A 25071-nucleotide genomic window follows, 5' to 3' on the forward strand; every position below is an offset into this window, starting at 1 on the left:
TCTTCAGAGGTATCTCTGAAATTGGTAAATAATTTATACGGTTACTACATCCAAAATTGGCAGGCAGCACCTATACAAAAATATTAATAAAGACCAACATAGCAGGCATCAAACACCCTACTTCTTTAGTAGAATAGTCACCTTTTACTGCAGAAAACGGGAAAAGTGGTATTCCCTCACAACTTTTGAAGTGCCCCTCTCAGAGACTCAATTCACCTACATCGTTGTAGTGATATTTCCCGGAAATAGTGCCTTTTTCCAGGGTAAGGATACCCGGATTCGAACGCACTATGGTCTTGAGGGTGGTGAGGTCACAAAAGTAAAAATCGAGTTCCCATCCGGAAACTGAATTCAAGGTTTCGGTAGCCTCAGGAGAAGACGCCGAGAGTCCGATAACGGTATACCCTTTTGCCTTTGCCTCGTCGATCTTTGCTTTTACCGCTTCGTAAGATTCCGGAATGGCCTTCTCGGCAACACGGGTTACCACGACCATTAATTTGGGTTCTTCCATGAAGAAGGAGATATGGTCTTCGCCATCCTTTTCCATCGTGAAATCATGGATGGGCGGTTCATATCCCTTCTGAATTTCTTTGGTTTCTACCGCTACAAATTCACCATCGACCTCAGGATAGGCGCCCTGTGTCTTAAAGATCTTCTCCTGGCCATCGATCTTAAACTTCCATGCGTATTCATAGACAGGTTCCGGTGCGCCTTCGGGAATACTCATCCCCTCGATGATATTAGCGCCCGTGTGATAAGGCCTGAAATCGACCGCCGGCAGGTGTTCCATGACGTAATAACTAAATCCGAAACACGCGAACAACACAGCAAGCATGGCACCACTGGTCACATTGTTATGGAATACAGGAGTAATATAGCGCTTGCCGGCAAACAGGATCAGGATAAGTACTAATAATACCACGTCCTTGGTGAACGACTCCCAGGGGGTAAGTTTAATGGCATCGCCAAAACAACCGCAATCGGTTACCTTATTGAACCAGGCAGAATAAAAGGTGAGGAAGGTAAAGAATACGATCATCCCCAATAAACTCCAAAGGGTCAGGTTCTTTTTATACCCCAACAAAAGGGCCACCCCCAACAGCACTTCCAGGATCACCAGGAGCACAGCAAAGGCAAGCGCCCAGGGCTGCAGAAATTCCAGGTTGAGTACATCGGGCCCAAAGTATTCATCGAGTTTAAAAGAGAACCCAACAGGGTCGTTCATCTTGATGAGTCCGCTCAGTATAAAAATGAGCCCCACAAGGGTCCTTGTGGTCTGAGTAAGTATTTTCATGGTGGTTTAGGTTAGTTCAATGGTGATTCTAGCGGTTTATTCAAAGGCTTCCATATGGATCAGGGCAAAAATGGCGTAGTTGATCATATCCTGGTAATTGGCATCGATCCCTTCACTCACGAGGGTCTTTCCTTTATTATCTTCGATCTGCTTTACCCTTAAAAGCTTCTGCAGTATCAGGTCGGTCAGGGAGCTTACGCGCATATCTCGCCACGCCTCTCCGTAATCGTGGTTCTTATCTTCCATGAGCTTTTTGGTACGGGATACCATCTCGTCATAGAGCGCAACGGCCTCATCTACATCGAGGTCCGGTTCTTTGGCGACCCCCTTCTCCATTTGGATCAGGGCCATGACCGAGTAATTGATGATCCCGATAAATTCTGAAACCTCTCCTTCATCAACCTTACGTTCGGTGTTCTCCTGAAGGGAACGTATGCGCTGTGCCTTGATAAAGATCTGATCGGTAAGTGAAGGCAGGCGTAATATCCTCCAGGCACTTCCGTAGTCCTGCATCTTTTTGGTATAGAGTTCACGGCAACGGCTCACAACGGCATCGTATTGTTTTGAGGTGTCATGCATGAGAATGGTCGAATTTTGATTAAATTTCGCTTGTACTAATGATCTGTTCAAAAATAAGGGGTTTTCCTGATAGATACCCCCTGTATCTCTCCCTATCGAGGAGAATTTACTAACAAGTTATGACCATAAACTGCAACGGACAACTCGTCGATCTGAATACCCCAAAAGTCATGGGGATCCTTAATGTAACGCCCGACTCTTTTTTTGATGGGGGCAGGTATACCAGTGACGTCGCCTTTTTAAAGCAGGCCGAAAGCATGATCGCCAACGGAGCCCAGTTTATCGATATTGGAGGCTATAGCTCCAGGCCGGGTGCCGATGATATCACTGAAGAAGAAGAACTAAAAAGAACGGTCAGGGCTACGGAAGCCATACGGCGGCATTTTCCCGAAGTACTGATCTCCATAGACACCTTCCGGTCGAAGGTTGCTGAAGCGAACATTAATGCCGGAGCCGCCCTGATCAACGATATTTCAGGAGGAACCCTGGATGAAGGGATGATCCCCACAGCCGGTAAATTAGGAGTTCCCTATATCATGATGCATATGAAGGGTACCCCGCAAACCATGAAGTCGCTCAACCAATACGACGACCTGCTCAAGGAGATGACCTATTTCTTTTCACAACAGATCGCCAAAGCACGGGACCACAAGGTGAATGATGTGATCATTGACCCGGGATTTGGCTTCGCTAAGAATATCGAACAGAACTTTCATCTATTGAAGCATATGGATCACCTGAAGATCCTCGACAAACCCATCCTGGCTGGGATCAGCCGAAAATCGATGATCTACAAAACCCTGGACATCACCCCCGACGAAGCCCTGAACGGCACCACTGTGCTCAATACCCTATGCCTGGAAAAGGGTGCGAATATATTGAGGGTGCACGATGTAAAAGAAGCCGTAGAGTGTGTGAAGTTGTGGGAAAGGGTTACTGGAAGTAGTGAGTAGGGAGTCAACCTTCGCTAAAGCTACGGTTGATGGAATAGGGAGTAGTGAGAAGATAGTTGAGAATTGAGAGTCGGGAGTCGTATCGGGAGTCGGGAATCTCCATCGCTAAACGTAAAAAACTTAAATATGATCACCCTAAAAGGAGCATTTAAATACCTCCCCACAATAGGAATTTTTGCCTTCTTCGGAATTTACATTATTGCGGCAAAATTATATCCCGGAGGTTCGATAGCAGATATAGATTCTACAGGTTTTGATTGGCGTAGTAATCATTGGTGTAATCTTATGCGTGAAAATGCTATAAACGGGGTGGAAAATCAAGATAGATCCCTCGCCATTACCGGAATAACTATACTTTGCATCAGCATGATCGTCTTTTTCTTTCAGTTTGCCAACCATTTCGAAAAGACGAGACATTGGAAATTGATCATTAAAATTTCAGGCGCCTTGGCCATGATCTCGGCTACCTTCATTTTTACCAAATATCACAATGTAATGACCACCATACTCAGTATCTCCGGAAGTTTAGTGATCATAGGAATGATCAGGGCATTACACAACAATCACTTAAACTTCTTCAAGGTAATGGGGGTGCTTTGTATTTTCATTATAGCACTCAACAACTTTTTCTACTTCAACGAAGCTCTTACCCGATACTCTCCTGTAATCCAAAAAATTGCCTTTGTACTTATACTTTCATGGACCATTGGCCTGAATGCAATTATGAATAGAAAAAAGGGATCACAACTTTCGCCTTAACTCCCGGTCATGTTCGCCGTTCAAAAAAATGACTAAATCCAACTCCCTGTGTCCTTATAGCGCTATCGCTTTACCTCCTCACACCTTTACCCCTTTACCCCTTTACCTCTTTACCCCTTCACCCTTCCACACTCCGAAGCTTTAGCGAAGAAGGGCTTCACCTCGTAACCTCATAACTTCATAACCTCGAAACTCCATAAGCCCCACAACTTTTTCCTATATTCGATAAGAAATGTATTTTTACATAAAACCTGCCTACTTTGGAGCTATTTGACTTTCTTGAATTTAAGATCATCGATATCATCGATATCGTGCTCGTAGCCTTTTTGATGTACTACCTCTACAAGCTCTTGAGGGGTACGGTGGCCATCAACATCTTTTTGGGTATCGTGATCATTTACATCATCTACCTGATCACCGAGGCCCTCGGCATGAAAGTACTCAGCAATATTTTTGGGAAATTTATCGGGGTCGGATTCTTTGCTTTGATCGTGGTATTCCAGCAGGAGATCCGGAAATTCCTTTTAATGGTTGGTTCTACCAATATCGGTGGTAAAAAGGGGCTTGCCCGTTACTTTAAATTTTTGCGCCAACAACAACCCATACAGCCGGAGACCAATGTAGATGCCATTGTTAAGGCCTGCGAAAAAATGGGCCGATCCTATACCGGGGCCATTATCGTACTGGAGCGCAACAATCCGCTGGATTTCGTGAAAAATACCGGAGACAGCATGAATATCGAGGTCACCCAACCTATTCTGGAGAGCATCTTCTTTAAGAACAGTCCGCTCCACGACGGGGCTGCCATCATCGAAGACAACCGCATTACAGCTACGAGGGTTATTCTCCCGGTTTCTAATGAGCGAACTATCCCTTTGCGCTTCGGATTAAGACACCGGGCCGCGGTAGGGATCACTGAGAAAACAGATGCCCTGGCACTGGTGGTAAGTGAAGAAACAGGACAGATATCTTATATCAAGAATGGAGAATTCGTACTCTTTGAAGATCTTGATGAACTGGCAGAATCCCTCAAAAAAGATCTGGCATAGAGCTCCCGAAGTAACCACCAATAAGTAAAAAAAAAGCCCCCGAACCGGAGGCTGTTTTTCTTTATCAGATCAGGAAATGACCTCTCCCCTGGCGGGATAATTATTTTCTGCAATATACTGCACGCCCTTCACGAAGGTTGGCAGGTACGGTCGTCCCCACGGATTAGAATTTATTGAGGCGTAATACACCGTTTGATCGGGCCTGATCAGGAATAATCCGGGCTCACTGAAAAGATCCGGCTCTGCGTCCTTTACAGCTGCACTTAAATACAGTCCCCATTCCGTTGCGGTTTCTTTGCTAAGGCCGTATCCCAAGGGAAGATCGCCCAGTTCCCACTGCATACGGGCTGCGCGGGCACGTGCCTGAGAATCCATACTTATTGCGATCACGTCTACTCCTATGGCAGCAAATTCACCTCTGAGTTCTTCCAGTTGTTTTAAATACTTTTTGCATAGCGGACAATGAAGGCCGCGATAAAAAACAACAAGGGTAAAAGCCTCCGGCTTTTGCTCAGCAAGGTTCCAGGTACTGCCTCCTAACAGTTCTACCACTAAGGATGGCGCCTGTTGTTTGGGTGTTGGTCGGTGTGTCTCACTCATGATTACCTGTTTAATATTTCTTCTTGTAAATGCTTTTCAAATCGCTTAAAATCCACTTCCACTTCCGGATTCTTCATGACATCATAGGCCATAAAGGTCTTTAGCGGACGAAGTCCGAACCACTTAAAATTAAGATGCATCGGGAATAACAGATCGTCTTCACTCGCGCCATTAAAGAATTTCTCTTCAGGATCATTGAAGGCTTCCTTAGGCGCATTGGCCGTTACCGACAGCATGTACTGCCCGTTCAATTTACCTCCTAGTCCGTAATTCTTCTTAGGAGCTGCCGAAGTGCGACCATCCCCATCTGAAAGGCTTCCCATCATACCGGCAGAAAACACCTCATCCATATATTTCTTGAATGACCAGCTTACGCCCATCCAATTCAATGGCATCTGAACAAATACGAGGTCGGCCCATAAAAACTTTCCGACCTCTTCTTCCACATCATATTCGTCCTGGGTTTTGGTAACTTTTACCTCATAACCAGCGGCCTTAAAAGCCTCCATTGCCTTTTCTGCAAGACTTGTATTTAACTTACCCTCTGAAAACGGATAATACTGGTGTCCGTTGATCACTAATACTTTTTTCATATGTTATTCCTCTTAATTGTTTCGCAAAGTAACTTATAATAGTTTATATTTGAAACCAATTTAAAGACCTGTATATCAAATAGTAGTAACCCCAAAGTAACCTATATGTCAAGAAAATATATTGAAAATCCCAATGCGTGCACGCTCGTGCATACCATGAACATTATCGGAAATAAATGGAAACCGATACTCATTTATCTGCTCTCTAATGGAAAACTGCGTTTTGGAAAGCTCCTCCTTTTTACTCCCGGGATCTCCAAAAAGGTGCTCACCACTCAATTAAGGGAATTAGAAGATGACGGACTAATCATCAGAGAAAAGTTTAACGAGACCCCTCCGAGGGTAGAATATTCCCTTTCTGAAAAAGGGCTTGCCTTACTCCCCATTCTACGCGAACTAAGCAGGTGGGCAGAAAACATGTATCCCGAGATCGCATTTGAAGAATGTAGGATCGCCAGCGGCATAGATCTCAAAGTCGGGAAATTCAACAAGGAATAACAGGGAGGCGGAATGCGCCTTCGAGGGGCTATATCGCCTCCTCCTCTTCGGCCATGAATTGCACCTCGTAAAGCTTGCGATACTTCCCATCCTCACGCTGCAGCAACTCGTCGTGGGTACCTTCTTCCACGATATGACCGGCCTCCATGACCAGGATCTTATCGGCTTTTTTCACGGTTGCCAAACGGTGGGCGATCACGATAGAGGTGCGCCCTTTGGTCACCCTGTCGGTAGCCTGTTGAATGAGTTTTTCAGAATGGCCGTCTACCGAAGAGGTCGCCTCGTCGAGGATCAGGATCGACGGGTTACTAACGTATGCTCGTAAAAAGGCGATCAACTGTCGCTGACCACTGGAAAGCATACTTCCCCTTTCCTTTACATTGTAGTGATACCCTCCCGGAAGACTGGAGATAAAATCATGTATCCCGATCTCCTTGGCAGCGGCAACCACTTCTTGTTCGGTGATCTTTGGATCTTTCAGGGTAATATTATGATAAATGGTATCGGCAAAGAGAAATACATCCTGTAGCACGACCGCGATCTGATCTCTTAATGAATGAACGGTAAAGTCGTTGATATTTTGGCCGTCAATACGTATCGCTCCGTTCTTGATATCGTAGAAACGATTAAGCAGATTGATAATGGTCGATTTCCCGGCACCGGTAGCCCCTACAATGGCTACGGTCTGTCCCGCATTGGCATTGAAGCTAATGCCGTGCAGCACCTCTTCTCCTTTTACATACTCGAAGCGTACCTTGTCAAATTCCAGGTCGCCCTTGAAGTGACCGGCAACAATAGTTCCGGTTTCCTCTACCCTGCTTTTGGTATCGAGTACATCAAAGACCCTGTTGGCAGCCACCATTCCCATCTGCAAGGTGTTGAACTTATCGGCGATCTGACGCAGCGGACGAAAGATCATCCCCGAGAGCATGATAAACATAAAAACATCACCGAGCTTGGTAATATCATCCTGAAGCACGGCCTGCAGGCCCCCGTACCATACGATAAGACCGGTAGTCACAGCCGACATCAACTCTACAACAGCGATGAATATGGAATTGTACCACACCGTATTGATCCAGGCTTTTTTGTGCTTTTCGTTGATCTCAACAAAAGAATCGTATTCTCTTTTTTCCCTCACAAAGAGATGAACGATCTTCATCCCTGTAAGGCGCTCTTGTACGAACGAATTCAGGTTTGCCACCTCTTTACGCACCTCGATAAAGGCTTTTTTCATGGCTTTTTGAAATACGCGGGTGGCGTAAAGCATAAGGGGTAATACCGCAAATATAATGACCGAAAGTTTCCAGTTGTAGTACAACATCACCCCTGCAACCACCAGCATTTTTAACAGGTCACTAATGATCATAAAGAGTCCGTCGCTAAAGATCGCTGCAATTCGTTCAATATCACTCACCGCACGGGTAACGAGGATCCCAACAGAAGAACTGTCAAAATACTTCATGCGAAAACGCACCATATGATCAAAAAGCTTGATACGGATATCGCGAATTACCGATTGGCCCAGCCAGTTAGCAAAATAGATAAAAGACAGTTGAGAGATCACCTCCAGAAACAACGATGCCGTCATAAGCAGCACGAAGAACAAAAGGCCTTCGGCGTCTTTCCCTAAGATATAGTCATTTACGGTATAGCGAAGGATCACCGGACGTACGGTCGAGAACGCAGACAACATGATCGCAGCCAGGGCCACAGCAAAAAATGTAAGCTTATAGGGCCTGGTATACTTGAGTATCCTGCTAAAAAGGTTCAGGTCAAAAGATTTTCCGGTAGTATCTTTACTCATTATCGTTCAGAATAGTCTTTGGATAGGAAACATCCGTTAAATATAGTCCGTGTGCAGGTACCGATGCACCCGCCTCACTTCTGTTCTTACTGTTAATAATGGCGCGTAGTCCATGCTCATCAAGCCTACCCTGTCCTACTTCGAGCAGGGTACCTACTACGGCCCTAACCATATTGCGCAAAAAACGGTCTGCAGTGATATGAAAAACAAGCTTATCTTCACCTTCCTGCACCCATTTGGCCCTGGTGATCTTGCAAAAATAGGTCTTTACATCGGTCTTTGATCGCGAAAAGCATTCAAAGTCTTCGTATTCCATCATAATGGCAGCCGCATAATTCATGGCATCCACATCGAGGGGTGCCCTGAACTCATAGGCCAGGTCGCGAAGAAACGGGTCTTTTTGGCGCACCAGGTGATATTCATAGCTCCTGGACTCAGCATCGAACCGGGCATGGGCATCTGCCTTTACCTCATAGATACGAAAAACCGCAATATCGGGAGGCAGAAAGCGATTAAGCCGGTATGCCAGTTCGGTAACGTCCTGTGCTGTTGCTGTATCAAAATGCGCTGCCATGAAACGGGCGTGTACCCCGGCGTCTGTTCTTCCTGCCGCCGTTAAAGGAGATTCGCCACGCAACAGGGTGCTTAGCGCTTTTTCAAGAACCTCCTGAACAGAAACAGCGTTAGGCTGGCGTTGCCATCCGTGATACGCTTTTCCGTGGTATGCAAACTCAATGAAATATCTCAAGGCAAAATGCTACTTTTGTACAGACCTGCAAAGTTATTCAATATATAACATTCACTGTACTGCATCCCTTTATTTAATGATTTTTTAAGTTTTATGACCCGAATCCTTCTTTTATCAGATACCCACAGCCATATAGACGAGAAGATCCTGAAATACGCAAACCAGGCAGACGAGGTGTGGCATGCCGGCGATATTGGAGATCTTGCGGTGACCGACACCCTGAAGAAGCTAAAACCACTACGCGCCGTTTGGGGCAATATTGACAACCACGAGGCCCGAACCGAATTTCCCGAGAACAACCGGTTTATGTGCGAGGGCGTCGATGTGTGGATCACCCATATTGGCGGATATCCGGGCAGGTACGACAGGCGCATTCGCGAGGCCATCAAAAAGGACCCTCCTAAATTATTTATCTGTGGCCATTCACATATCCTGAAGGTCATGTGGGATAAAAGCCTGGGACTACTGCATATGAATCCGGGAGCCGCAGGGAAACACGGATTTCACAAGGTGCGTACCATGTTGCGCTTTAATATCGACGGGGAAGAGATCAAAGACCTGGAGATCGTGGAAATGGAAAAATAGCCACTGCAGAGAGGGTTGCTAATATACCCTGTTCGTTAGATCTTTAGCAACCTTACACGCCACCGATAAAACCTGTTTTTCAAAGACATTTACTTTCTTAGAAATGAAAAATAGATACATTCGGCGTGTTTATGCCCCAAACCAAAACCTATATTGCCAATACCCTCACCATCCTGATGCTTGCCTCAGGGATCTTTGGTGTGATCTTCAGAAATATTCTGGTATACCTTGTCGGGGCTATTACTCCCGGATATTCGCCGATCTCCGGACTCATAAGCGAACTATCTGCAGAAGGCATGGCTTACGAGCATCTTATGAACACAGGTAGCCTTATGGCTTTCGGAGCTTTTACCATTATCGCGTCCAAAGCCCTGCAACTTCGATTGCCCGGCCGGGAAACGGCATTATCAACAGCCTATATGGCTGTTGCCGGGGTGAGCTTTATCGGAATAGGCCTGTTCCCTTGTCCGCCCGGATGTGATCCCGAGATCGCTTCTAACCAGATGATGGTCCATGCGCTTTGCGGCTTTATTGCATCCCTATCGCTTAGCCTCTCAGCCTTTGTTTATGGTATCGGGTTTCTAAAAGGCAATAGATCGCGTATCTACAAGATCGCTTTGATCCTCGGCATAATTGGCGTTATCGCTTTTACCACCCTCTGGGCCGGGATCATTGCCGCAGAATACGGAGTGAACAATGTACTCTATGAATGGAAAGGTATGCTACAAAGACTAAATATTGCTGCGGGCGATCTGTGGGTGGTTATTGCCTGTGTATACACCTTGATAAAAAGACCTCCGGCACGAGCTCCCGAGGTATTCAGAGCTGAACAGACGCAGGCCGGGGACATGCGCTAAAGAAACCTTCGAAAAGGGTATAATAGGTTATTTTTAGCTAAATTTGAACAACTCCTCCCCTTTCCGATCTTCGAACACCCAGGGGTTATTATCCCGAACAAAGGGCATCCGCCTGAACTAACCGCTTTCAAAAAACAGAGTACATGAAGACAGCAGCAAGCGGTAACAGCGGTAAAGACACCTATCCTTTCAAAATAGTTAAGAAAGACGAAGGCTTACGCCTGAACGTCATGGGCGACCATCAAACCATAAAGCTTACCGGGGAAGACACCGACGGAAAATTTACCCTGGTGGAACAAAACAACCTCCCGGGAACTCAGATCCCTATGCACTTTCACGAAAACGAAGCTGAGATCTTTAAAGTAGAATCGGGAGAAGTTATCTTTTCCCTGCCAAAAAAAACCTTTACCCTGAGGGCAGGAGAAATGATCTACCTCCCTCCGCTAACACCACACGGCTTTCACGTAAGTGGCGACAGCCCTGCCAGGGTTTCACTAAGCATTTATCCATCAGGGATCGAAGGGATGTTCCGGGAACTCAGTGCACTCCCGGAAGGCCCACCCGATTTTGCAAGGATCACGGAGATCTGCGGAAATTATGGGGTACGTTTTATCATGTAATCTACATTACCGTAGTATTCCTTCCCGAAAGTGCTGGAATTTGAAATAAAGAGGGCTGAAAACCTCGTGAAAAGACGGCTTGTAAAATAGAGGCGGTAAAAACAGGAATACAAAGTAAGGCAACCTTACCTACTCACTACTAACCACTACTAACCACTACTAACCACTACCTACTCACTTCCAAAATCACGCCTCTCCCGTAGGCCCAAAATTCATAGGCACCGGTGGCTGGTCGTAATCTTTGATCTCGCCGTGAGCCTGCTCAAATCGGTGTACGTTATCGGCCAACGCCTTTAAGAAACGCTTGGCGTGTTGTGGGGTGAGTATGATACGGCTCTTTACCTTAGCCTTAGGCTTTCCGGGCATGATGTTCACAAAATCTACAACGAACTCCGAAACCGAATGGTTTATAATGGCCAGGTTAGAATAAGTTCCTTCTGCTACCTGCTCGTCGAGTTCTATATTGATCTGTCCTTTATTTTGTTCTTTCTTATCGCTCATGGGTACGTATTAATTTGTGTTTAAAGTTAAGTATAATCCAAAAAAATACCCCGGCCAAAACCGGGGTATTCATTGAAATTATATAAGGATGATCTTAGAAGTTCACTTCCGGCTTCTTATGCGCCATGATCTCTTCGTATTCTTCCTTAGATCCTACGATGATGTTATCATAGTCTCTCATACCGGTACCGGCTGGGATCTTATGACCAACGATCACGTTCTCTTTGAGTCCTTCAAGGTTATCTACCTTACCGTTTACTGCAGCCTCGTTAAGTACCTTAGTGGTTTCCTGGAAGGAAGCCGCTGAGATGAACGATTTGGTTTGCAGCGACGCTCTGGTAATACCTTGCAGAATTGGCGTTGCTACTGCAGGAACAGCTTCTCTTGCCGTTACCAGTGCCTTATCTGCACGTCTCAGGATAGAGTTCTCATCTCTGAGTTCACGTGGCGTAATGATCTGACCAGGCTTCAGTCTTTCTGAATCTCCTGCATCTTCTACCACTTTCATTCCAAAGATCCTGTCGTTCTCTTCGATAAAGTCGTCTTTGTGAACCAGTTGTTGCTCGAGGAAGATGGTATCTCCCGAATCATTGATTCGTACTTTACGCATCATCTGGCGAACAACCACCTCAAAGTGCTTATCGTTGATCTTCACCCCTTGTAAACGATATACTTCCTGTACTTCGTTCACCAGGTACTGTTGTACGGCAGAAGGCCCTTTAATTCTCAGGATATCCTCAGGAGTTACCGAACCGTCTGATAGCGGCATACCGGCACGAACGTAGTCGTTCTCCTGTACGAGGATCTGGTTAGAGAGTTTAACAAGGTACTTCTTGATCTCTCCGAGTTTAGACTCAACGATGATCTCGCGGTTACCACGCTTGATCTTACCGAATGAAACCACACCGTCGATCTCTGATACTACGGCCGGGTTCGATGGGTTACGCGCTTCGAAAAGCTCGGTTACCCTTGGAAGACCACCGGTAATATCTCCTGCCTTAGACGACTTACGAGGGATCTTAACAAGGATCTTACCTTCTTTGATCTTCTCGTTGTCATCTACCATAAGGTGAGCACCAACAGGAAGGTTATAGGAACGCATCACTTCTCCTTTTGCATCTTTAATATGCAGGGTCGGGATGAGTTTCTTGTTTCTCGATTCAGAGATCACCTTCTCCTGGAATCCGGTTTGCTCATCGATCTCCACCTGGTAAGTAACACCTTGCTCGATGTTCTCATAACCAACGTTTCCGGAGAATTCAGAGATGATCACCGCGTTATACGGATCCCACTGACAAACCACATCACCTTTCTCAAGGGTCTGACCTTCTTTAACGAAGATCTGCGAACCGTAAGGTACGTTGTTGGTACCCAGGGTAATTCCGGTTTTCTCATCGATAAATTTCACCTCTGCCGTTCTGGAGATCACGATATCCACTTTGTTTCCTTCGCTGTCTTCTCCTTTTACGGTCTTCAGGTCCTCGATCTCGATCTTCGACTTGAAGCGGGCAATGATCTTGTTCTCCTCAGAGATGTTCCCCGCAATACCCCCTACGTGGAAGGTACGCAGTGTAAGCTGTGTTCCGGGCTCCCCAATAGACTGGGCAGCTACAACACCTACAGCCTCACCTCGCTGAACCATCTTACCGGTAGCCAGGTTTCGTCCGTAACACTTAGAACAAATTCCCTGCTTAGCCTCACAGGTAAGTGGCGAACGCACTTCTACGCGCTCAACCGGAGAAGCTTCGATCTTTTTCATCGTTACCTCATCGATCTCTTCACCTGCTCCAACAAGGAGTTCTTCGGTAAGCGGATCGTATACATCGTGAAGCGATACACGACCGAGGATACGTTCTCCAAGGCTTTCTACCACTTCTTCGTTCTTCTTCAATGGAGCAACCTCCACACCTCTAAGCGTACCACAATCTTCTGAGTTCACGATAACGTCTTGTGAAACGTCAACCAGACGACGGGTCAGATAACCTGCATCTGCCGTCTTAAGTGCCGTATCCGCAAGTCCTTTACGGGCACCGTGAGTCGAAATAAAGTACTCGAGGATGGAAAGACCTTCCTTAAAGTTCGAAAGGATGGGGTTCTCAATAATTTCACCACCACCGGCAGTCGATTTCTTCGGTTTTGCCATCAGACCTCGCATCCCGGTAAGCTGACGGATCTGCTCTTTAGATCCCCTCGCTCCCGAGTCAAGCATCATAAATACCGAGTTAAATCCTTGGTTATCCTCGCGGATACGCTTCATGGCAAGCTCGGTAAGCATGGCATTGGTAGAGGTCCATACGTCGATCACCTGGTTATAACGCTCGTTATTAGTGATAAGACCCATGTTATAGTTCATCATAATACCGTCTACCTGGCCGTTGGCCTCCTCGATCATACCCTGCTTTTCTGCAGGAATGATGATATCTCCAAGTGAGAATGACAATCCGCCTTTGAATGCGAAGTTGTATCCCATGTTCTTGATCTTATCAAGGAAATCGGCAGTTGTAGGTACGTCGGTAGCCTTAAGGATGTTACCAATAATATCACGAAGCGATTTCTTGGTCAGCAGTTCGTTAACGAACCCGGCACTCTCAGGCACCACCTGGTTGAACAGGATACGTCCTACGGTAGTTTCAATGATCTTGTAAACAAGCTCTCCCTCTTCGTTGAAGTCCTTGGCACGCACTTTTACAAAGGCGTTCAGGGCAACACGCTTCTCATTGAAGGCGATATTCACCTCTTCTGCAGAATAGAAGGTAAGTCCTTCTCCTTTGATCGGCTGCTCAGGGGTCGACCTACGACCTTTGGTCATATAGTACAGCCCCAGTACCATATCCTGTGAAGGTACGGTAATTGGCGAACCATTCGCAGGGTTCAGGATGTTGTGAGAGGCAAGCATCAATAACTGTGCTTCCAGGATCGCCTCCGGTCCTAACGGAAGGTGAACAGCCATCTGGTCACCGTCAAAGTCGGCGTTAAATGCCGTACATACTAACGGGTGCAGCTGGATCGCTTTTCCTTCGATCAATTTAGGCTGGAAGGCCTGGATACCCAAACGGTGAAGTGTGGGGGCCCGGTTAAGCAGTACCGGATGTCCTTTAAGTACGTTCTCAAGGATATCCCAAACTACAGGCTCGCGCTTGTCGATAATTTTCTTGGCCGACTTAACGGTCTTCACAATACCTCTTTCGATAAGCTTTCTGATCACGAAAGGCTTGTAAAGCTCGGCAGCCATATTCTTAGGCAGACCACACTCATAGAGTTTCAGCTCAGGACCTACAACGATAACCGAACGTGCCGAATAGTCAACACGCTTACCGAGGAGGTTCTGACGGAAACGACCTTGCTTACCTTTCAGGGAGTCTGAAAGTGATTTAAGTGGTCTGTTTGATTCTGTTTTAACCGCAGAAGACTTACGGGTGTTGTCGAAGAGCGAGTCTACAGATTCCTGCAGCATACGCTTCTCGTTTCTAAGGATCACCTCAGGAGCTTTGATCTCCATAAGACGCTTCAAACGATTGTTTCTGATGATCACCCTTCTGTAGAGGTCATTCAGATCGGAAGTCGCAAAACGACCACCGTCAAGTGGCACCAACGGACGTAATTCCGGCGGAATTACAGGAACCACCTTCATGATCATCCACTCCGGATTGTTTTCGCGGTTCTTCTGAGAATCACGGAAAGCCTCAACTACCTGAAGACGCTTAAGCGCTTCGGTCTTACGCTGCTTCGAGGTTTCGTTGTGTGCTTTGTGTCTCAGCTCATATGAAAGGGCGTCAAGATCGATGCGTTGAAGCAGTTCGATCAAACACTCAGCTCCCATCTTAGCGATGAACTTGTTCGGATCGGAGTCGTCCAGGTACTGGTTCTCCATAGGGATCGAGTCGAGAATGTTCAGGTACTCCTCTTCAGTAAGGAAGTCCATTTTCTCAACAGGATCACCGTCGGCATTCTTAGCGATACCGGGTTGAATTACTACGTAACGCTCGTAGTAAATGATCATATCAAGTTTCTTGGATGGCAACCCAAGAAGGTAACCAATCTTGTTTGGTAAGGAACGGAAATACCAGATATGTGCTACAGGTACTACCAGGTTAATGTGACCTACTCTGTCTCTACGTACCTTTTTCTCGGTAACTTCAACTCCACATCGATCACAAACAATACCCTTGTAACGAATTCGCTTATACTTACCGCAGGCACACTCATAATCCTTTACAGGACCAAAGATGCGCTCACAGAACAGACCGTCACGCTCTGGCTTATGGGTACGGTAGTTAATGGTTTCCGGCTTGAGCACCTCTCCTCTGGATTCCGCCAGAATGGCTTCGGGAGATGACAGACCGATCGAGATCTTGTTAAATCTCTGTACTGTATTCTTATCTTTATTTCTAGCCATAATAAATGGTGATAATGAATTAAGTGTAATTTAAATTACGTTTTAAACCGCTGTCCCCGGTAAAGGAGACAGCGATCCAAAATTTATTCTTCTAATCTGATGTCGAGTCCGAGACCTTTAAGTTCATGCATCAATACATTGAACGATTCAGGTAATCCCGGTTCCGGCATGGTTTCTCCTTTTACGATCGACTCGTAAGTCTTGGCTCTACCAATTACATCATCAGATTTAACGGTCAAGATCTCTCTAAGCGTGCTCGATGCACCGTAAGCCTCAAGGGCCCACACCTCCATCTCACCAAAACGCTGACCCCCGAACTGTGCTTTACCTCCAAGAGGTTGTTGGGTAATGAGCGAGTATGGTCCGATAGAACGGGCGTGCATCTTATCATCCACCATGTGACCTAGTTTAAGCATGTAAATCACACCAACTGTAGCAGCCTGGTCAAAACGCTCCCCGGTACCTCCGTCGTAGAGGTGGGTGTGACCGAAACGTGGAATTCCGGCCTCATCTGTAAGTTCATTGATCTGATCCAGAGATGCTCCGTCAAAGATCGGGGTAGCAAACTTCTTACCGAGTTTCTTACCAGCCCATCCAAGAACGGTCTCATAGATCTGTCCGATGTTCATACGCGATGGTACCCCTAGTGGGTTAAGAACGATATCTACAGGAGTACCGTCTTCTAAGAACGGCATATCCTCCTCACGTACGATACGCGCTACAATACCCTTGTTACCGTGGCGTCCTGCCATCTTATCACCTACTTTAAGCTTACGCTTTTTGGCGATATAAACCTTAGCAAGCTTCATGATCCCTGCAGGAAGTTCATCACCGACAGAGATGGTAAACTTATCTCTTCTCAGTGCCCCTTGCAGGTCATTCAATTTGATCTTATAGTTGTGCAGAAGATCATTGATCAATGCATTGGTCTCATCGTCGGTAGTCCAGGTTCCGCTCACCAGGTGGGCGAAATCGTCTACGGCGTTAAGCATCTTCAGGGTGTACTTTTTCCCTTTTGGAAGTACCTCTTCTCCAAGGTCGTTAAATACCCCTTGCGAGGTCTTACCGTTTACAATAGAGAACAGTTTTTCTACCAATACATCTTTCAGCTGACTGAACTTGGTTTCGTATTCCAGTTCCAGTTTCGCGATATCTTCCTTATCCTTAGCGCGCTTGCGCTTGTCTTTAATAGCTCTCGAGAACAACTTCTTGTCGATAACTACCCCGTTAAGCGATGGAGAAGCCTTAAGAGAGGCGTCTTTAACATCACCTGCCTTATCACCAAAGATGGCGCGAAGCAGTTTTTCTTCAGGAGTCGGATCAGATTCTCCCTTAGGAGTGATCTTACCGATAAGAATGTCGCCAGGGGTTACCTCGGCTCCGATTCTGATCATACCGTTCTCATCGAGTTCCTTGGTCGCTTCTTCCGATACGTTAGGAATATCGTTGGTAAGCTCCTCTGCTCCGAGTTTGGTATCTCTCACTTCAAGCGAGTACTCATCGATGTGGATCGAAGTAAAGATATCTTCTCTTACCACCTTCTCTGAGATCACGATCGCATCCTCGAAGTTATATCCTTTCCAAGGCATGAAGGCCACCTGAAGGTTTCTACCTAGTGCAAGTTCTCCTTGCTGTGTAGCATACCCTTCACAAAGTACCTGTCCTTTCTTAACGCGATCGCCTTTCCTTACGTTAGGCTTCAGGTTAATAGAGGTACCCTGGTTGGTCTTACGGAATTTTACGAGATCATAGGTCTTGTAATCATCGTCGAAACTTACCAATCTGTCCGTATCGGTACGATCGTACTTGATCACAATTTTCTTTGCATCTACGTAATCTACTTCTCCGTCGCCTTCAGCATTTACAAGTACCCTCGAATCTGAGGCTACCTGACGCTCTAATCCGGTACCTACGATAGGTGAATCAGGACGCAAAAGCGGTACTGCCTGGCGCATCATGTTGGATCCCATCAGGGCACGGTTCGCATCATCGTGTTCCAGGAACGGAATAAGCGATGCCGAGATGGAAGCGATCTGGTTAGGAGCAACGTCGGTGTAGTCTACCTCTGAAGGATCAACCACCGGGAAGTCACCTTCCTCACGTGCAATAACCTTATCATTTTCAATAGTCCCATCGTCTGTCAATGGAATGTTTGCCTGAGCAATTTTCTTACCTTCTTCTTCTTCCGCACTCAGGTAAAGCACTTCACCGAGGTTCACCTTACCTTCCTTAACCGTACGGTAAGGGGTTTCGATGAATCCCATATTGTTCACTTTCGCGAATACAGAAAGAGAAGAGATCAGACCAATGTTCGGTCCTTCAGGGGTTTCGATCGGACAAAGACGACCGTAGTGCGTATAGTGAACGTCACGCACCTCGAATCCTGCGCGTTCTCTGGAAAGACCACCTGGTCCGAGTGCAGAAAGACGACGCTTGTGCGTGATCTCTGCCAGCGGGTTGGTCTGGTCCATGAACTGAGACAACTGGTTGGTTCCGAAGAACGAGTTGATCACCGACGACAGGGTCTTGGCGTTGATCAGATCGATAGGTGTAAACACCTCGTTATCACGAACGTTCATTCGTTCGCGGATCGTTCTCGCCATACGAGCCAATCCTACACCGAACTGGGTAGAAAGCTGCTCTCCAACAGTACGTACACGACGGTTGGAAAGGTGGTCGATATCATCGATCTCTGCCTTAGAGTTTATAAGCTCGATAAGGTACTTGATAATGGTAATGATATCCTGCTTGGTAAGCACCTGCTTATCCATATCGATATCAAGACCGAGCTTCTTGTTCATTCTGTAACGTCCTACCTCACCGAGGTTGTAACGCTGATCAGAGAAGAAGAGCTTATCGATGATACCACGAGCGGTTTCCTCATCTGGCGGTTCTGCATTACGCAGCTGTCTGTATATATGTTCTACAGCCTCTTTTTCAGAGTTTGTAGGGTCTTTTTGGAGGGTATTGTAAATAATGGCATAATCTCCGGTCTGGCTATCCTCCTTGTGAAGAAGAATGGTCTTCACATCGGTATCCAGGATCTCGTCTAGGTGATCTTTCTCAAGGATGGTATCCCTGTCAAGGATGATCTCGTTACGTTCGATCGATACAACCTCACCTGTATCCTCGTCTACAAAATCTTCATGCCATGTTTTAAGCACACGGGCCGCAAGTTTACGTCCGAGTACTTTCTTAAGTCCGGTCTTAGTCACCTTAACCTCTTCTGCAAGGTCAAAGATCTCAAGGATGTCCTTATCACGCTCGAATCCGATAGCGCGGAAAAGGGTAGTTACCGGTAATTTCTTTTTACGATCGATATAGGCGTACATCACGCTGTTGATATCGGTCGCGAATTCGATCCATGAACCTTTAAAAGGAATTACCCTGGCCGAATATAGTTTGGTACCGTTCGCGTGGAATGATTGTCCAAAGAACACACCTGGTGAACGGTGCAACTGAGACACTACCACACGCTCTGCTCCATTGATCACAAAAGTACCACTGGGAGTCATGTAAGGGATCGTTCCCAGATATACGTCTTGCACGATCGTTTCGAAATCTTCGTGCTCAGGATCTGTACAATAGAGCTTAAGACGAGCTTTAAGGGGTACACTGTAGGTAAGTCCTCTTTCGATACACTCCTGGATGGAGTAACGTGGAGGATCAATAAAGTAGTCTAAGAATTCGAGTACAAATTGATTGCGCGTATCAGTAATGGGGAAGTTCTCCATGAAGGTGTTGTAAAGACCTTCGTTACCTCGCTCTTCAGATTTGGTTTCCAGCTGGAAGAAGTCCTGGAACGACTTAATCTGAATGTCCAAGAAATCCGGGTAGTCCGGAGTGCTTTTTGCTGAGGCGAAATTAATTCTTTCAGTCTGATTTGTGAACATCAATGGACAGTATTATGATTAAAATAAACGTTAACTTACGCATATAAATATATATACGCAAAAGGGTTTAGGTCTAAACCCCACTTTCGGGGTAAGACCTAAACCGTATTTTTACAGCTTGCGCTGTAGAGCAAAATTACTTCACTTCTACTTCAGCACCAGCCTCTTCTAAAGACTTCTTAAGACCTTCAGCCTCGTCTTTAGAGATACCTTCTTTGATAGCTTTAGGAGCGCCATCTACCATTTCTTTAGCATCTTTAAGCCCAAGACCGGTAAGCTCTTTTACAAGCTTAACAACAGCAAGCTTAGATGATCCAGCTGACTTAAGGATAACGTCAAATTCAGTTTTCTCCTCAGCAGCTTCTCCACCACCAGCGGCAGCACCACCAGCAACAGCTACTGCAGCAGCAGCAGGCTCGATACCATATTCTTCTTTAAGGATGTCAGCTAACTCGTTTACTTCTTTAACGGTTAGGTTAACCAATTGTTCTGCAAAATCTTTCAAATCTGCCATTTTCTATCGTTTTTAATGTAAATTTTTAATATAATAGTTTAAAGTGCGTTCTTAGGACTCTTTTTCTGAAAGGGTCTTCAGGATACCTGCCAGTTTACCACCACCACTCTTAAGTCCGCTAATAACGTTCTTAGCAGGTGATTGTAGCAATCCGATGATATCTCCGATAACTTCTTCTTTCGACTTGATCGCTACCAGGGTCTCAAGCTGCTCGTCTCCGATAAAGATAGCCTCTTCGATGAAGGCACCTTTAAGTAGAGGTTTTTCAGATTTCTTTCTGAAATTCTTGATCAGCTTCGCCGGAGCATTTCCAGTTTCCGAAAGCATCAGAGAGGTATTTCCTTTCAAGGTAGAAGGAAGTTCTCCGAAATCCTTATCAGAAGCTTCCATTGCTTTTGCAAGCAAGGTATTCTTAACAACTGCGAGTTTGATGTTCGCTTTAAAACAAGCTCTTCTTAGGTTAGAGGTTGTTTGAGCGTCTAATCCTGATATATCTGCGAGGTAGATCACCCCACTATCAGCTAACTGTGCAGTCAAATCTTCTATTACCGTTAACTTTTCTTCTCTAGTCATGATCTCAAAAATTTATAACTGCCAATTAAACTGCTTTAGGATCAACAGGCACTCCGGGACTCATCGTGCTCGACATAGCGATGCTCTTGATGTAAGTACCCTTAGCCGCAGTTGGCTTAAGCTTAATTAAAGTTTGAATTAATTCGTTCGCGTTTCCGGCGATCTTCTCAGCAGAGAAAGATGCTTTACCGATAGAAGCGTGTACGATTCCGGTCTTATCTACTTTGAAGTCGATCTTACCAGCTTTAACTTCTCCTACCGCCTTAGCTACATCCATAGTAACCGTACCGGTCTTTGGGTTAGGCATCAAACCTCTTGGTCCGAGGATACGTCCGAGTGGCCCAAGTTTACCCATAACGCTTGGCATAGTGATGATCACATCAACATCTGTCCAACCGTCTTTGATCTTTTGTAGATACTCATCTAATCCAACATAGTCTGCACCAGCTTCTTTTGCTTCAGCCTCCTTATCAGGAGTAACAAGCGCAAGAACCTTAACATCTTTCCCTGTACCGTGAGGAAGGGTAACAACCCCTCTAACCATTTGGTTAGCCTTACGTGGATCTACTCCAAGACGTACAGCGATATCTACAGATGCATCAAAGTTTACGTTAGTGATATCTTTTACTAATTGAGACGCTTCAGAAACAGAGTACAATTTACTTCTGTCGATCTTAGCAGCTGCCTCTTTTTGTTTTTTCGTTAATCTTGCCATTTCCAGATACTTTTAAGATTTAAAAAGGTCTTTCACCTGAAACCGTTAGACCCATTGATCTTGCGGTACCTGCAACCATGCTCATAGCTGATTCTACGGTAAACGCATTAAGATCCTGCATTTTGTCTTCTGCGATAGCACGTACCTGATCCCAGGTTACGCTTGCTACTTTCTTACGGTTTGGCTCTCCTGAACCTTTTTTAACCTTAGCCGCTTCCATGAGCTGAACTGCCGCTGGCGGTGTCTTTACAACGAAGTCGAATGACTTATCAGAGTAAACCGTGATAACAACAGGTAAAACTTTACCTTGTTTGTCCTGTGTACGAGCATTAAACTGCTTACAGAACTCCATGATGTTAACGCCGGCAGCACCTAGAGCGGGTCCAACCGGTGGCGACGGATTCGCAGCACCTCCCCTAACTTGTAGCTTAACTACTTTACTAACTTCTTTTGCCATTGTTTAATAGTTCAATTTAAAAATTCGAAACGCCCAATTGGAAGCCAGGCGCATCTGGTATATAATGTAACAATTATATCTTCTCTACTTGCATATAGCTGAGCTCCAGCGGCGTCTTTCTTCCGAAGATCTTCACCATCACTTCCAGCTTACGCTTTTCTTCATTTACCTTCTCAACAGTTCCGTTGAAGCCGTTGAACGGCCCGTCAACAACCTTAACGGTTTCACCTATGACGTAAGGAATCGCAACATTGTCAGTTTTAACAGTAAGCTCATCGACCTTACCTAACATACGATTCACTTCCGATTTTCTCAACGGAACAGGATCTCCTCCTTTTACCTCCCCGAGAAAACCAATAACGCCGGTGATCGATTTTATCACGTGAACAACTTCACCACCGAGGTTGGCCTTCACCATAACGTATCCCGGGAAATACACACGCTCTTTGCTGATCTTTTTCCCGTTACGGATCTGAATTACTTTCTCTGTTGGCACCAGCACTTCATCCACATAGTCAGCATAACCGTGACGCTCTACCTCTTGCTCGATGTATCCTTTCACTTTGTTTTCCTGACCGCTTACGGCTCTAACCACGTACCATTGTTTAGCTAATGCTTCTGCCATTGCAATAGAAATGCTTTAAAATAATTCTTAGTTGATTAAACCGAAATAGAAACTTATGGCCTTACTAAACACCGTATCTATTCCCCATATTGCCAGTGCAAAGAGAATCGAAAACACAGCTACTACCACCATCAGGTTCTGTCCTTCAGCCCAGCTCGGCCATGATACATTCGATTTTAACTCTTCGAACGACTCTTTTATATAATTAACCATAGTACAATTGTCTAACTATTCGCACGGGTGGAGAGATTCGAACTCCCATCAACGGTTTTGGAGACCGCTATTCTACCCTTGAACTACACCCGTCTATTCAAGTTTAAAGGCATCCCATCTTACGACAGGATACCCTTAACCTGAAATATATCTATAAAGAACTTAGTCTAAGATCTCAGTAACCTGACCAGCACCTACAGTTCTACCACCTTCACGGATCGCGAAGCGAAGACCTTTGTTAAGTGCGATTGGAGAAAGAAGATCTACAGTAATAGTAAGGTTATCACCTGGCATTACCATCTCTACTCCGTCAGGAAGTGAAATTGTTCCTGTTACGTCAGTTGTACGAACGTAGAACTGAGGACGGTAGTTGTTGTGGAATGGAGTGTGACGACCACCTTCTTCTTTTTTCAGGATATACACCTCTGCTTTGAATTTAGCGTGAGGAGTAATTGAACCTGGCTTACAGATAACCATACCTCTCTTGATGTCTGATTTCTCAATACCTCTAAGAAGGATACCTACGTTATCTCCAGCTTCACCTCTGTCAAGGATCTTACGGAACATCTCAACCCCGGTGATGGTAGAAGTAAGCTTTTCAGCTCCCATACCAATGATCTCTACAGGATCACCAGTGTTAGCAACTCCAGACTCGATACGTCCGGTAGCTACAGTACCACGACCAGTAATGGTGAATACGTCCTCAACAGGCATAAGGAAATCCTTATCTACATCACGCTCAGGAAGTTCGATCCAGCTATCAACAGCAGCCATAAGCTCCATAACTGTATCTACCCACTTCTGCTCTCCGTTAAGAGCACCAAGAGCAGATCCTGAAACTACAGGTCCGTTATCTCCATCGTACTCGTAGAAAGAAAGAAGTTCTCTAACCTCCATCTCAACAAGCTCGAGAAGCTCCTCATCGTCTACCATATCCACTTTGTTAAGGAATACAACGATTCTTGGAACACCTACCTGACGTCCAAGAAGGATGTGCTCACGAGTTTGTGGCATAGGACCATCAGTAGCAGCAACTACCAGGATAGCTCCGTCCATCTGAGCAGCACCAGTTACCATGTTCTTCACGTAGTCGGCGTGACCAGGACAGTCAACGTGCGCATAGTGACGATTCTCAGTCTGATACTCCACGTGTGAAGTGTTAATAGTAATACCTCTCTCTTTTTCCTCAGGCGCGTTATCGATAGAATCGAATGAACGAGTCTCAGAAAGACCAGCGTCTGCCAATACCTTAGTAATGGCAGCGGTCAAAGTAGTTTTACCGTGATCTACGTGTCCAATAGTACCTATATTTAAGTGCGGTTTGGAACGATCAAAAGTTTCCTTTGCCATGATTTAATAATTTAATCTTAGTTATATATTAGTGTTCAAATTTAAACGCAACAAGAGCCAATGACGAGAGTTGAACTCGTGACCTCTTCCTTACCAAGGAAGCGCTCTACCCCTGAGCTACATCGGCTGATTAGTATTTACCAAAAATGCCCGCCTAAACGGCCGGCTTTGGAAACACAAAAGGCTCTTTAAGTTTTATGCACCCTCAAAAGGTGCACAAATATAAAACTCTTTAAGCACTTTAGAAAACCGAAACTAGTTAAAGTCCGGTAAGATTTTTTGAGCGGGAGACGAGGTTCGAACTCGCGACATTCAGCTTGGAAGGCTGACGCTCTACCAACTGAGCTACTCCCGCCTGATACAAACAAATTTTAAACTTGCTTGATCTTGATTTTGTGGGGAGAGCAGGATTCGAACCTGCGAAGGTAAAAACCAACAGATTTACAGTCTGTCCTCGTTGGCCGCTTGAGTATCTCCCCAAGTCGTATTTGAAATACAACCTTAATTGTTTGAGCGGGCAAATATAGTAGTAAACCCGACTCTAGACAAGTTTTTTTATGTCTTTTTCGCGATTTTTTTTCGTCTTTTTTTTAAGCACTTAAAACTCAGTAAAAAACGAACACTTTCGCGATCAGTTATCAAAATTTCAAGGAACCTGAAACCGGACTTTTACCACCGGTAGTTCTGAAAGACCTAAGCCTTCAAAAACTTCTCCGGAACGTACTATCGAAACCGGAATTCAACCTTTCAAAGAGAGCCGATAGAGGGACTCGAACCCACGACCTGCTGATTACAAATCAGCTGCTCTAGCCAGCTGAGCTACATCGGCATTTTTCACTAAAAAAGCCCGCTATTTCTAACGGACTGCAAATGTATAGAATTTATTGTTTCC

At 45.5% G+C, this 25071-nt stretch carries 23 protein-coding genes and 5 tRNA genes; 7 read left to right on the forward strand and 21 right to left on the reverse strand.

Annotation, left to right across the window (positions count from 1 at the left end):
- Window positions 1-199: 199 nt before the first annotated feature.
- Both IS446_RS02135 and IS446_RS02140 read right to left on the reverse strand, forming a co-directional pair.
- Window positions 200-1294: a BT_3928 family protein gene (locus IS446_RS02135; protein WP_203058084.1), complete on the reverse strand. Its 1095-nt coding sequence runs from the start codon at window positions 1292-1294 to the stop codon at window positions 200-202.
- 36 nt (window positions 1295-1330) lie between these two features.
- Window positions 1331-1873: a DUF1599 domain-containing protein gene (locus IS446_RS02140; RefSeq protein ID WP_203058407.1), complete on the reverse strand. Its 543-nt coding sequence runs from the start codon at window positions 1871-1873 to the stop codon at window positions 1331-1333.
- Between the two features lie 119 nt (window positions 1874-1992).
- Between IS446_RS02140 and folP the strand changes: the two genes are divergently transcribed.
- The 3 genes from folP to cdaA all read left to right on the forward strand — a co-directional run bounded on the left by folP (window position 1993) and on the right by cdaA (window position 4634).
- Entirely contained in the window at window positions 1993-2826 is an 834-nt protein-coding gene (gene folP, locus IS446_RS02145; protein WP_203058086.1) for a dihydropteroate synthase, read from the forward strand.
- Window positions 2827-2952: 126 nt separating this feature from the next.
- Window positions 2953-3585, forward strand: a complete 633-nt coding sequence (locus IS446_RS02150; RefSeq protein WP_203058088.1) for a hypothetical protein — start codon at window positions 2953-2955, stop codon at window positions 3583-3585.
- A gap of 260 nt (window positions 3586-3845) precedes the next feature.
- The gene (gene cdaA, locus IS446_RS02155) at window positions 3846-4634 is read left to right on the forward strand and encodes a diadenylate cyclase CdaA (RefSeq protein ID WP_203058090.1); all 789 of its coding nucleotides are present in this window, start codon (window positions 3846-3848) and stop codon (window positions 4632-4634) included.
- A 69-nt stretch (window positions 4635-4703) separates the two neighbouring features.
- Here the strand turns inward: cdaA and IS446_RS02160 are convergent, their stop codons facing one another.
- Window positions 4704-5234, reverse strand: a complete 531-nt coding sequence (locus tag IS446_RS02160) for a peroxiredoxin-like family protein (protein ID WP_203058092.1) — start codon at window positions 5232-5234, stop codon at window positions 4704-4706.
- Between the two features lie 2 nt (window positions 5235-5236).
- Window positions 5237-5827, reverse strand: coding sequence for an NAD(P)H-dependent oxidoreductase (locus tag IS446_RS02165; protein WP_203058094.1), 591 nt, complete (start codon window positions 5825-5827; stop codon window positions 5237-5239).
- Window positions 5828-5932: 105 nt separating this feature from the next.
- On the opposite strand from IS446_RS02165, the gene IS446_RS02170 reads away from it, so the two are divergent.
- Window positions 5933-6325, forward strand: coding sequence for a winged helix-turn-helix transcriptional regulator (locus tag IS446_RS02170; RefSeq protein WP_203058096.1), 393 nt, complete (start codon window positions 5933-5935; stop codon window positions 6323-6325).
- 28 nt (window positions 6326-6353) lie between these two features.
- Here IS446_RS02170 and IS446_RS02175 read toward each other — a convergent pair whose 3' ends face one another.
- Together IS446_RS02175 and truA are read right to left on the reverse strand one after the other, a co-directional pair.
- Window positions 6354-8132, reverse strand: coding sequence for an ABC transporter ATP-binding protein (locus IS446_RS02175; RefSeq protein WP_203058098.1), 1779 nt, complete (start codon window positions 8130-8132; stop codon window positions 6354-6356).
- Complete coding sequence (truA, locus tag IS446_RS02180; RefSeq protein WP_203058100.1) at window positions 8125-8880, reverse strand: tRNA pseudouridine(38-40) synthase TruA; 756 nt, start codon at window positions 8878-8880, stop codon at window positions 8125-8127. Before truA ends, IS446_RS02175 begins: the two co-directional genes overlap by 8 nt.
- Before the next feature lie 93 nt (window positions 8881-8973).
- Here truA and IS446_RS02185 point away from each other — a divergent pair, with 93 nt between their 5' ends.
- The 3 genes from IS446_RS02185 to IS446_RS02195 all read left to right on the forward strand — a co-directional run bounded on the left by IS446_RS02185 (window position 8974) and on the right by IS446_RS02195 (window position 10942).
- Window positions 8974-9465 (forward strand): metallophosphoesterase family protein, encoded by a 492-nt coding sequence (locus tag IS446_RS02185; RefSeq protein ID WP_203058102.1) that lies wholly within the window; start codon window positions 8974-8976, stop codon window positions 9463-9465.
- Between the two features lie 131 nt (window positions 9466-9596).
- Window positions 9597-10322 carry a DUF998 domain-containing protein gene (locus IS446_RS02190; protein ID WP_203058104.1) on the forward strand — a complete coding sequence of 242 codons (726 nt, stop codon included), beginning with the start codon at window positions 9597-9599 and terminating at the stop codon, window positions 10320-10322.
- Window positions 10323-10465: 143 nt separating this feature from the next.
- The gene (locus IS446_RS02195; RefSeq protein WP_203058106.1) at window positions 10466-10942 is read left to right on the forward strand and encodes a cupin domain-containing protein; all 477 of its coding nucleotides are present in this window, start codon (window positions 10466-10468) and stop codon (window positions 10940-10942) included.
- Between the two features lie 186 nt (window positions 10943-11128).
- Here the strand turns inward: IS446_RS02195 and IS446_RS02200 are convergent, their stop codons facing one another.
- From IS446_RS02200 to IS446_RS02270, 15 genes are all read right to left on the reverse strand, one after another.
- Window positions 11129-11443: a DUF3467 domain-containing protein gene (locus tag IS446_RS02200; RefSeq protein WP_203058107.1), complete on the reverse strand. Its 315-nt coding sequence runs from the start codon at window positions 11441-11443 to the stop codon at window positions 11129-11131.
- Between the two features lie 94 nt (window positions 11444-11537).
- Window positions 11538-15839: a DNA-directed RNA polymerase subunit beta' gene (rpoC, locus tag IS446_RS02205; RefSeq protein ID WP_203058108.1), complete on the reverse strand. Its 4302-nt coding sequence runs from the start codon at window positions 15837-15839 to the stop codon at window positions 11538-11540.
- A gap of 83 nt (window positions 15840-15922) precedes the next feature.
- Window positions 15923-19732, reverse strand: a complete 3810-nt coding sequence (gene rpoB, locus IS446_RS02210; RefSeq protein WP_203058109.1) for a DNA-directed RNA polymerase subunit beta — start codon at window positions 19730-19732, stop codon at window positions 15923-15925.
- Between the two features lie 136 nt (window positions 19733-19868).
- Window positions 19869-20246, reverse strand: coding sequence for a 50S ribosomal protein L7/L12 (gene rplL / locus IS446_RS02215; protein WP_203058110.1), 378 nt, complete (start codon window positions 20244-20246; stop codon window positions 19869-19871).
- A 51-nt stretch (window positions 20247-20297) separates the two neighbouring features.
- Window positions 20298-20819, reverse strand: coding sequence for a 50S ribosomal protein L10 (gene rplJ / locus IS446_RS02220; RefSeq protein WP_203058111.1), 522 nt, complete (start codon window positions 20817-20819; stop codon window positions 20298-20300).
- A gap of 25 nt (window positions 20820-20844) precedes the next feature.
- Window positions 20845-21534 (reverse strand): 50S ribosomal protein L1, encoded by a 690-nt coding sequence (gene rplA / locus IS446_RS02225; RefSeq protein ID WP_203058112.1) that lies wholly within the window; start codon window positions 21532-21534, stop codon window positions 20845-20847.
- 19 nt (window positions 21535-21553) lie between these two features.
- Window positions 21554-21991, reverse strand: coding sequence for a 50S ribosomal protein L11 (gene rplK / locus IS446_RS02230; RefSeq protein WP_203058114.1), 438 nt, complete (start codon window positions 21989-21991; stop codon window positions 21554-21556).
- A 73-nt stretch (window positions 21992-22064) separates the two neighbouring features.
- Window positions 22065-22616 carry a transcription termination/antitermination protein NusG gene (gene nusG, locus IS446_RS02235; RefSeq protein WP_203058117.1) on the reverse strand — a complete coding sequence of 184 codons (552 nt, stop codon included), beginning with the start codon at window positions 22614-22616 and terminating at the stop codon, window positions 22065-22067.
- A 27-nt stretch (window positions 22617-22643) separates the two neighbouring features.
- Window positions 22644-22829, reverse strand: coding sequence for a preprotein translocase subunit SecE (gene secE / locus IS446_RS02240; protein ID WP_203058118.1), 186 nt, complete (start codon window positions 22827-22829; stop codon window positions 22644-22646).
- Between the two features lie 22 nt (window positions 22830-22851).
- Window positions 22852-22922, reverse strand: a tRNA-Trp gene (locus IS446_RS02245).
- A 69-nt stretch (window positions 22923-22991) separates the two neighbouring features.
- A complete protein-coding gene (gene tuf, locus IS446_RS02250; RefSeq protein WP_203058119.1) occupies window positions 22992-24179 on the reverse strand; it encodes an elongation factor Tu in 1188 nt (395 codons plus the stop codon).
- A 55-nt stretch (window positions 24180-24234) separates the two neighbouring features.
- Window positions 24235-24306, reverse strand: a tRNA-Thr gene (locus IS446_RS02255).
- A gap of 155 nt (window positions 24307-24461) precedes the next feature.
- Window positions 24462-24534 (reverse strand) — tRNA-Gly (locus IS446_RS02260).
- 41 nt (window positions 24535-24575) lie between these two features.
- Window positions 24576-24658: transfer RNA gene (locus IS446_RS02265), tRNA-Tyr, on the reverse strand.
- Window positions 24659-24934: 276 nt separating this feature from the next.
- A tRNA-Thr gene (locus tag IS446_RS02270) sits at window positions 24935-25008 on the reverse strand.
- Window positions 25009-25071 lie beyond the last annotated feature (63 nt).

Source organism: Robertkochia sediminum (assembly GCF_016786255.1).
GTDB lineage: Bacteria > Bacteroidota > Bacteroidia > Flavobacteriales > Flavobacteriaceae > Robertkochia > Robertkochia sediminum.

Excerpts from the sequence above, each read along its gene's own strand:
- IS446_RS02135 (WP_203058084.1), bottom strand. The coding sequence starts at position 1,294 with ATGAAAATACTTACTCAGACCACAAGGACCCTTGTGGGGCTCATTTTT.
- IS446_RS02140 (WP_203058407.1), bottom strand. The coding sequence starts at position 1,873 with ATGCATGACACCTCAAAACAATACGATGCCGTTGTGAGCCGTTGCCGT.
- folP (WP_203058086.1), top strand. The coding sequence starts at position 1,993 with ATGACCATAAACTGCAACGGACAACTCGTCGATCTGAATACCCCAAAA.
- IS446_RS02150 (WP_203058088.1), top strand. The coding sequence starts at position 2,953 with ATGATCACCCTAAAAGGAGCATTTAAATACCTCCCCACAATAGGAATT.
- IS446_RS02160 (WP_203058092.1), bottom strand. The coding sequence starts at position 5,234 with ATGAGTGAGACACACCGACCAACACCCAAACAACAGGCGCCATCCTTA.
- IS446_RS02165 (WP_203058094.1), bottom strand. The coding sequence starts at position 5,827 with ATGAAAAAAGTATTAGTGATCAACGGACACCAGTATTATCCGTTTTCA.
- IS446_RS02170 (WP_203058096.1), top strand. The coding sequence starts at position 5,933 with ATGTCAAGAAAATATATTGAAAATCCCAATGCGTGCACGCTCGTGCAT.
- IS446_RS02175 (WP_203058098.1), bottom strand. The coding sequence starts at position 8,132 with ATGAGTAAAGATACTACCGGAAAATCTTTTGACCTGAACCTTTTTAGC.
- IS446_RS02185 (WP_203058102.1), top strand. The coding sequence starts at position 8,974 with ATGACCCGAATCCTTCTTTTATCAGATACCCACAGCCATATAGACGAG.
- IS446_RS02190 (WP_203058104.1), top strand. The coding sequence starts at position 9,597 with ATGCCCCAAACCAAAACCTATATTGCCAATACCCTCACCATCCTGATG.
- IS446_RS02195 (WP_203058106.1), top strand. The coding sequence starts at position 10,466 with ATGAAGACAGCAGCAAGCGGTAACAGCGGTAAAGACACCTATCCTTTC.
- IS446_RS02200 (WP_203058107.1), bottom strand. The coding sequence starts at position 11,443 with ATGAGCGATAAGAAAGAACAAAATAAAGGACAGATCAATATAGAACTC.
- rpoC (WP_203058108.1), bottom strand. The coding sequence starts at position 15,839 with ATGGCTAGAAATAAAGATAAGAATACAGTACAGAGATTTAACAAGATC.
- rpoB (WP_203058109.1), bottom strand. The coding sequence starts at position 19,732 with ATGTTCACAAATCAGACTGAAAGAATTAATTTCGCCTCAGCAAAAAGC.
- rplL (WP_203058110.1), bottom strand. The coding sequence starts at position 20,246 with ATGGCAGATTTGAAAGATTTTGCAGAACAATTGGTTAACCTAACCGTT.
- rplJ (WP_203058111.1), bottom strand. The coding sequence starts at position 20,819 with ATGACTAGAGAAGAAAAGTTAACGGTAATAGAAGATTTGACTGCACAG.
- rplA (WP_203058112.1), bottom strand. The coding sequence starts at position 21,534 with ATGGCAAGATTAACGAAAAAACAAAAAGAGGCAGCTGCTAAGATCGAC.
- rplK (WP_203058114.1), bottom strand. The coding sequence starts at position 21,991 with ATGGCAAAAGAAGTTAGTAAAGTAGTTAAGCTACAAGTTAGGGGAGGT.
- nusG (WP_203058117.1), bottom strand. The coding sequence starts at position 22,616 with ATGGCAGAAGCATTAGCTAAACAATGGTACGTGGTTAGAGCCGTAAGC.
- secE (WP_203058118.1), bottom strand. The coding sequence starts at position 22,829 with ATGGTTAATTATATAAAAGAGTCGTTCGAAGAGTTAAAATCGAATGTA.
- tuf (WP_203058119.1), bottom strand. The coding sequence starts at position 24,179 with ATGGCAAAGGAAACTTTTGATCGTTCCAAACCGCACTTAAATATAGGT.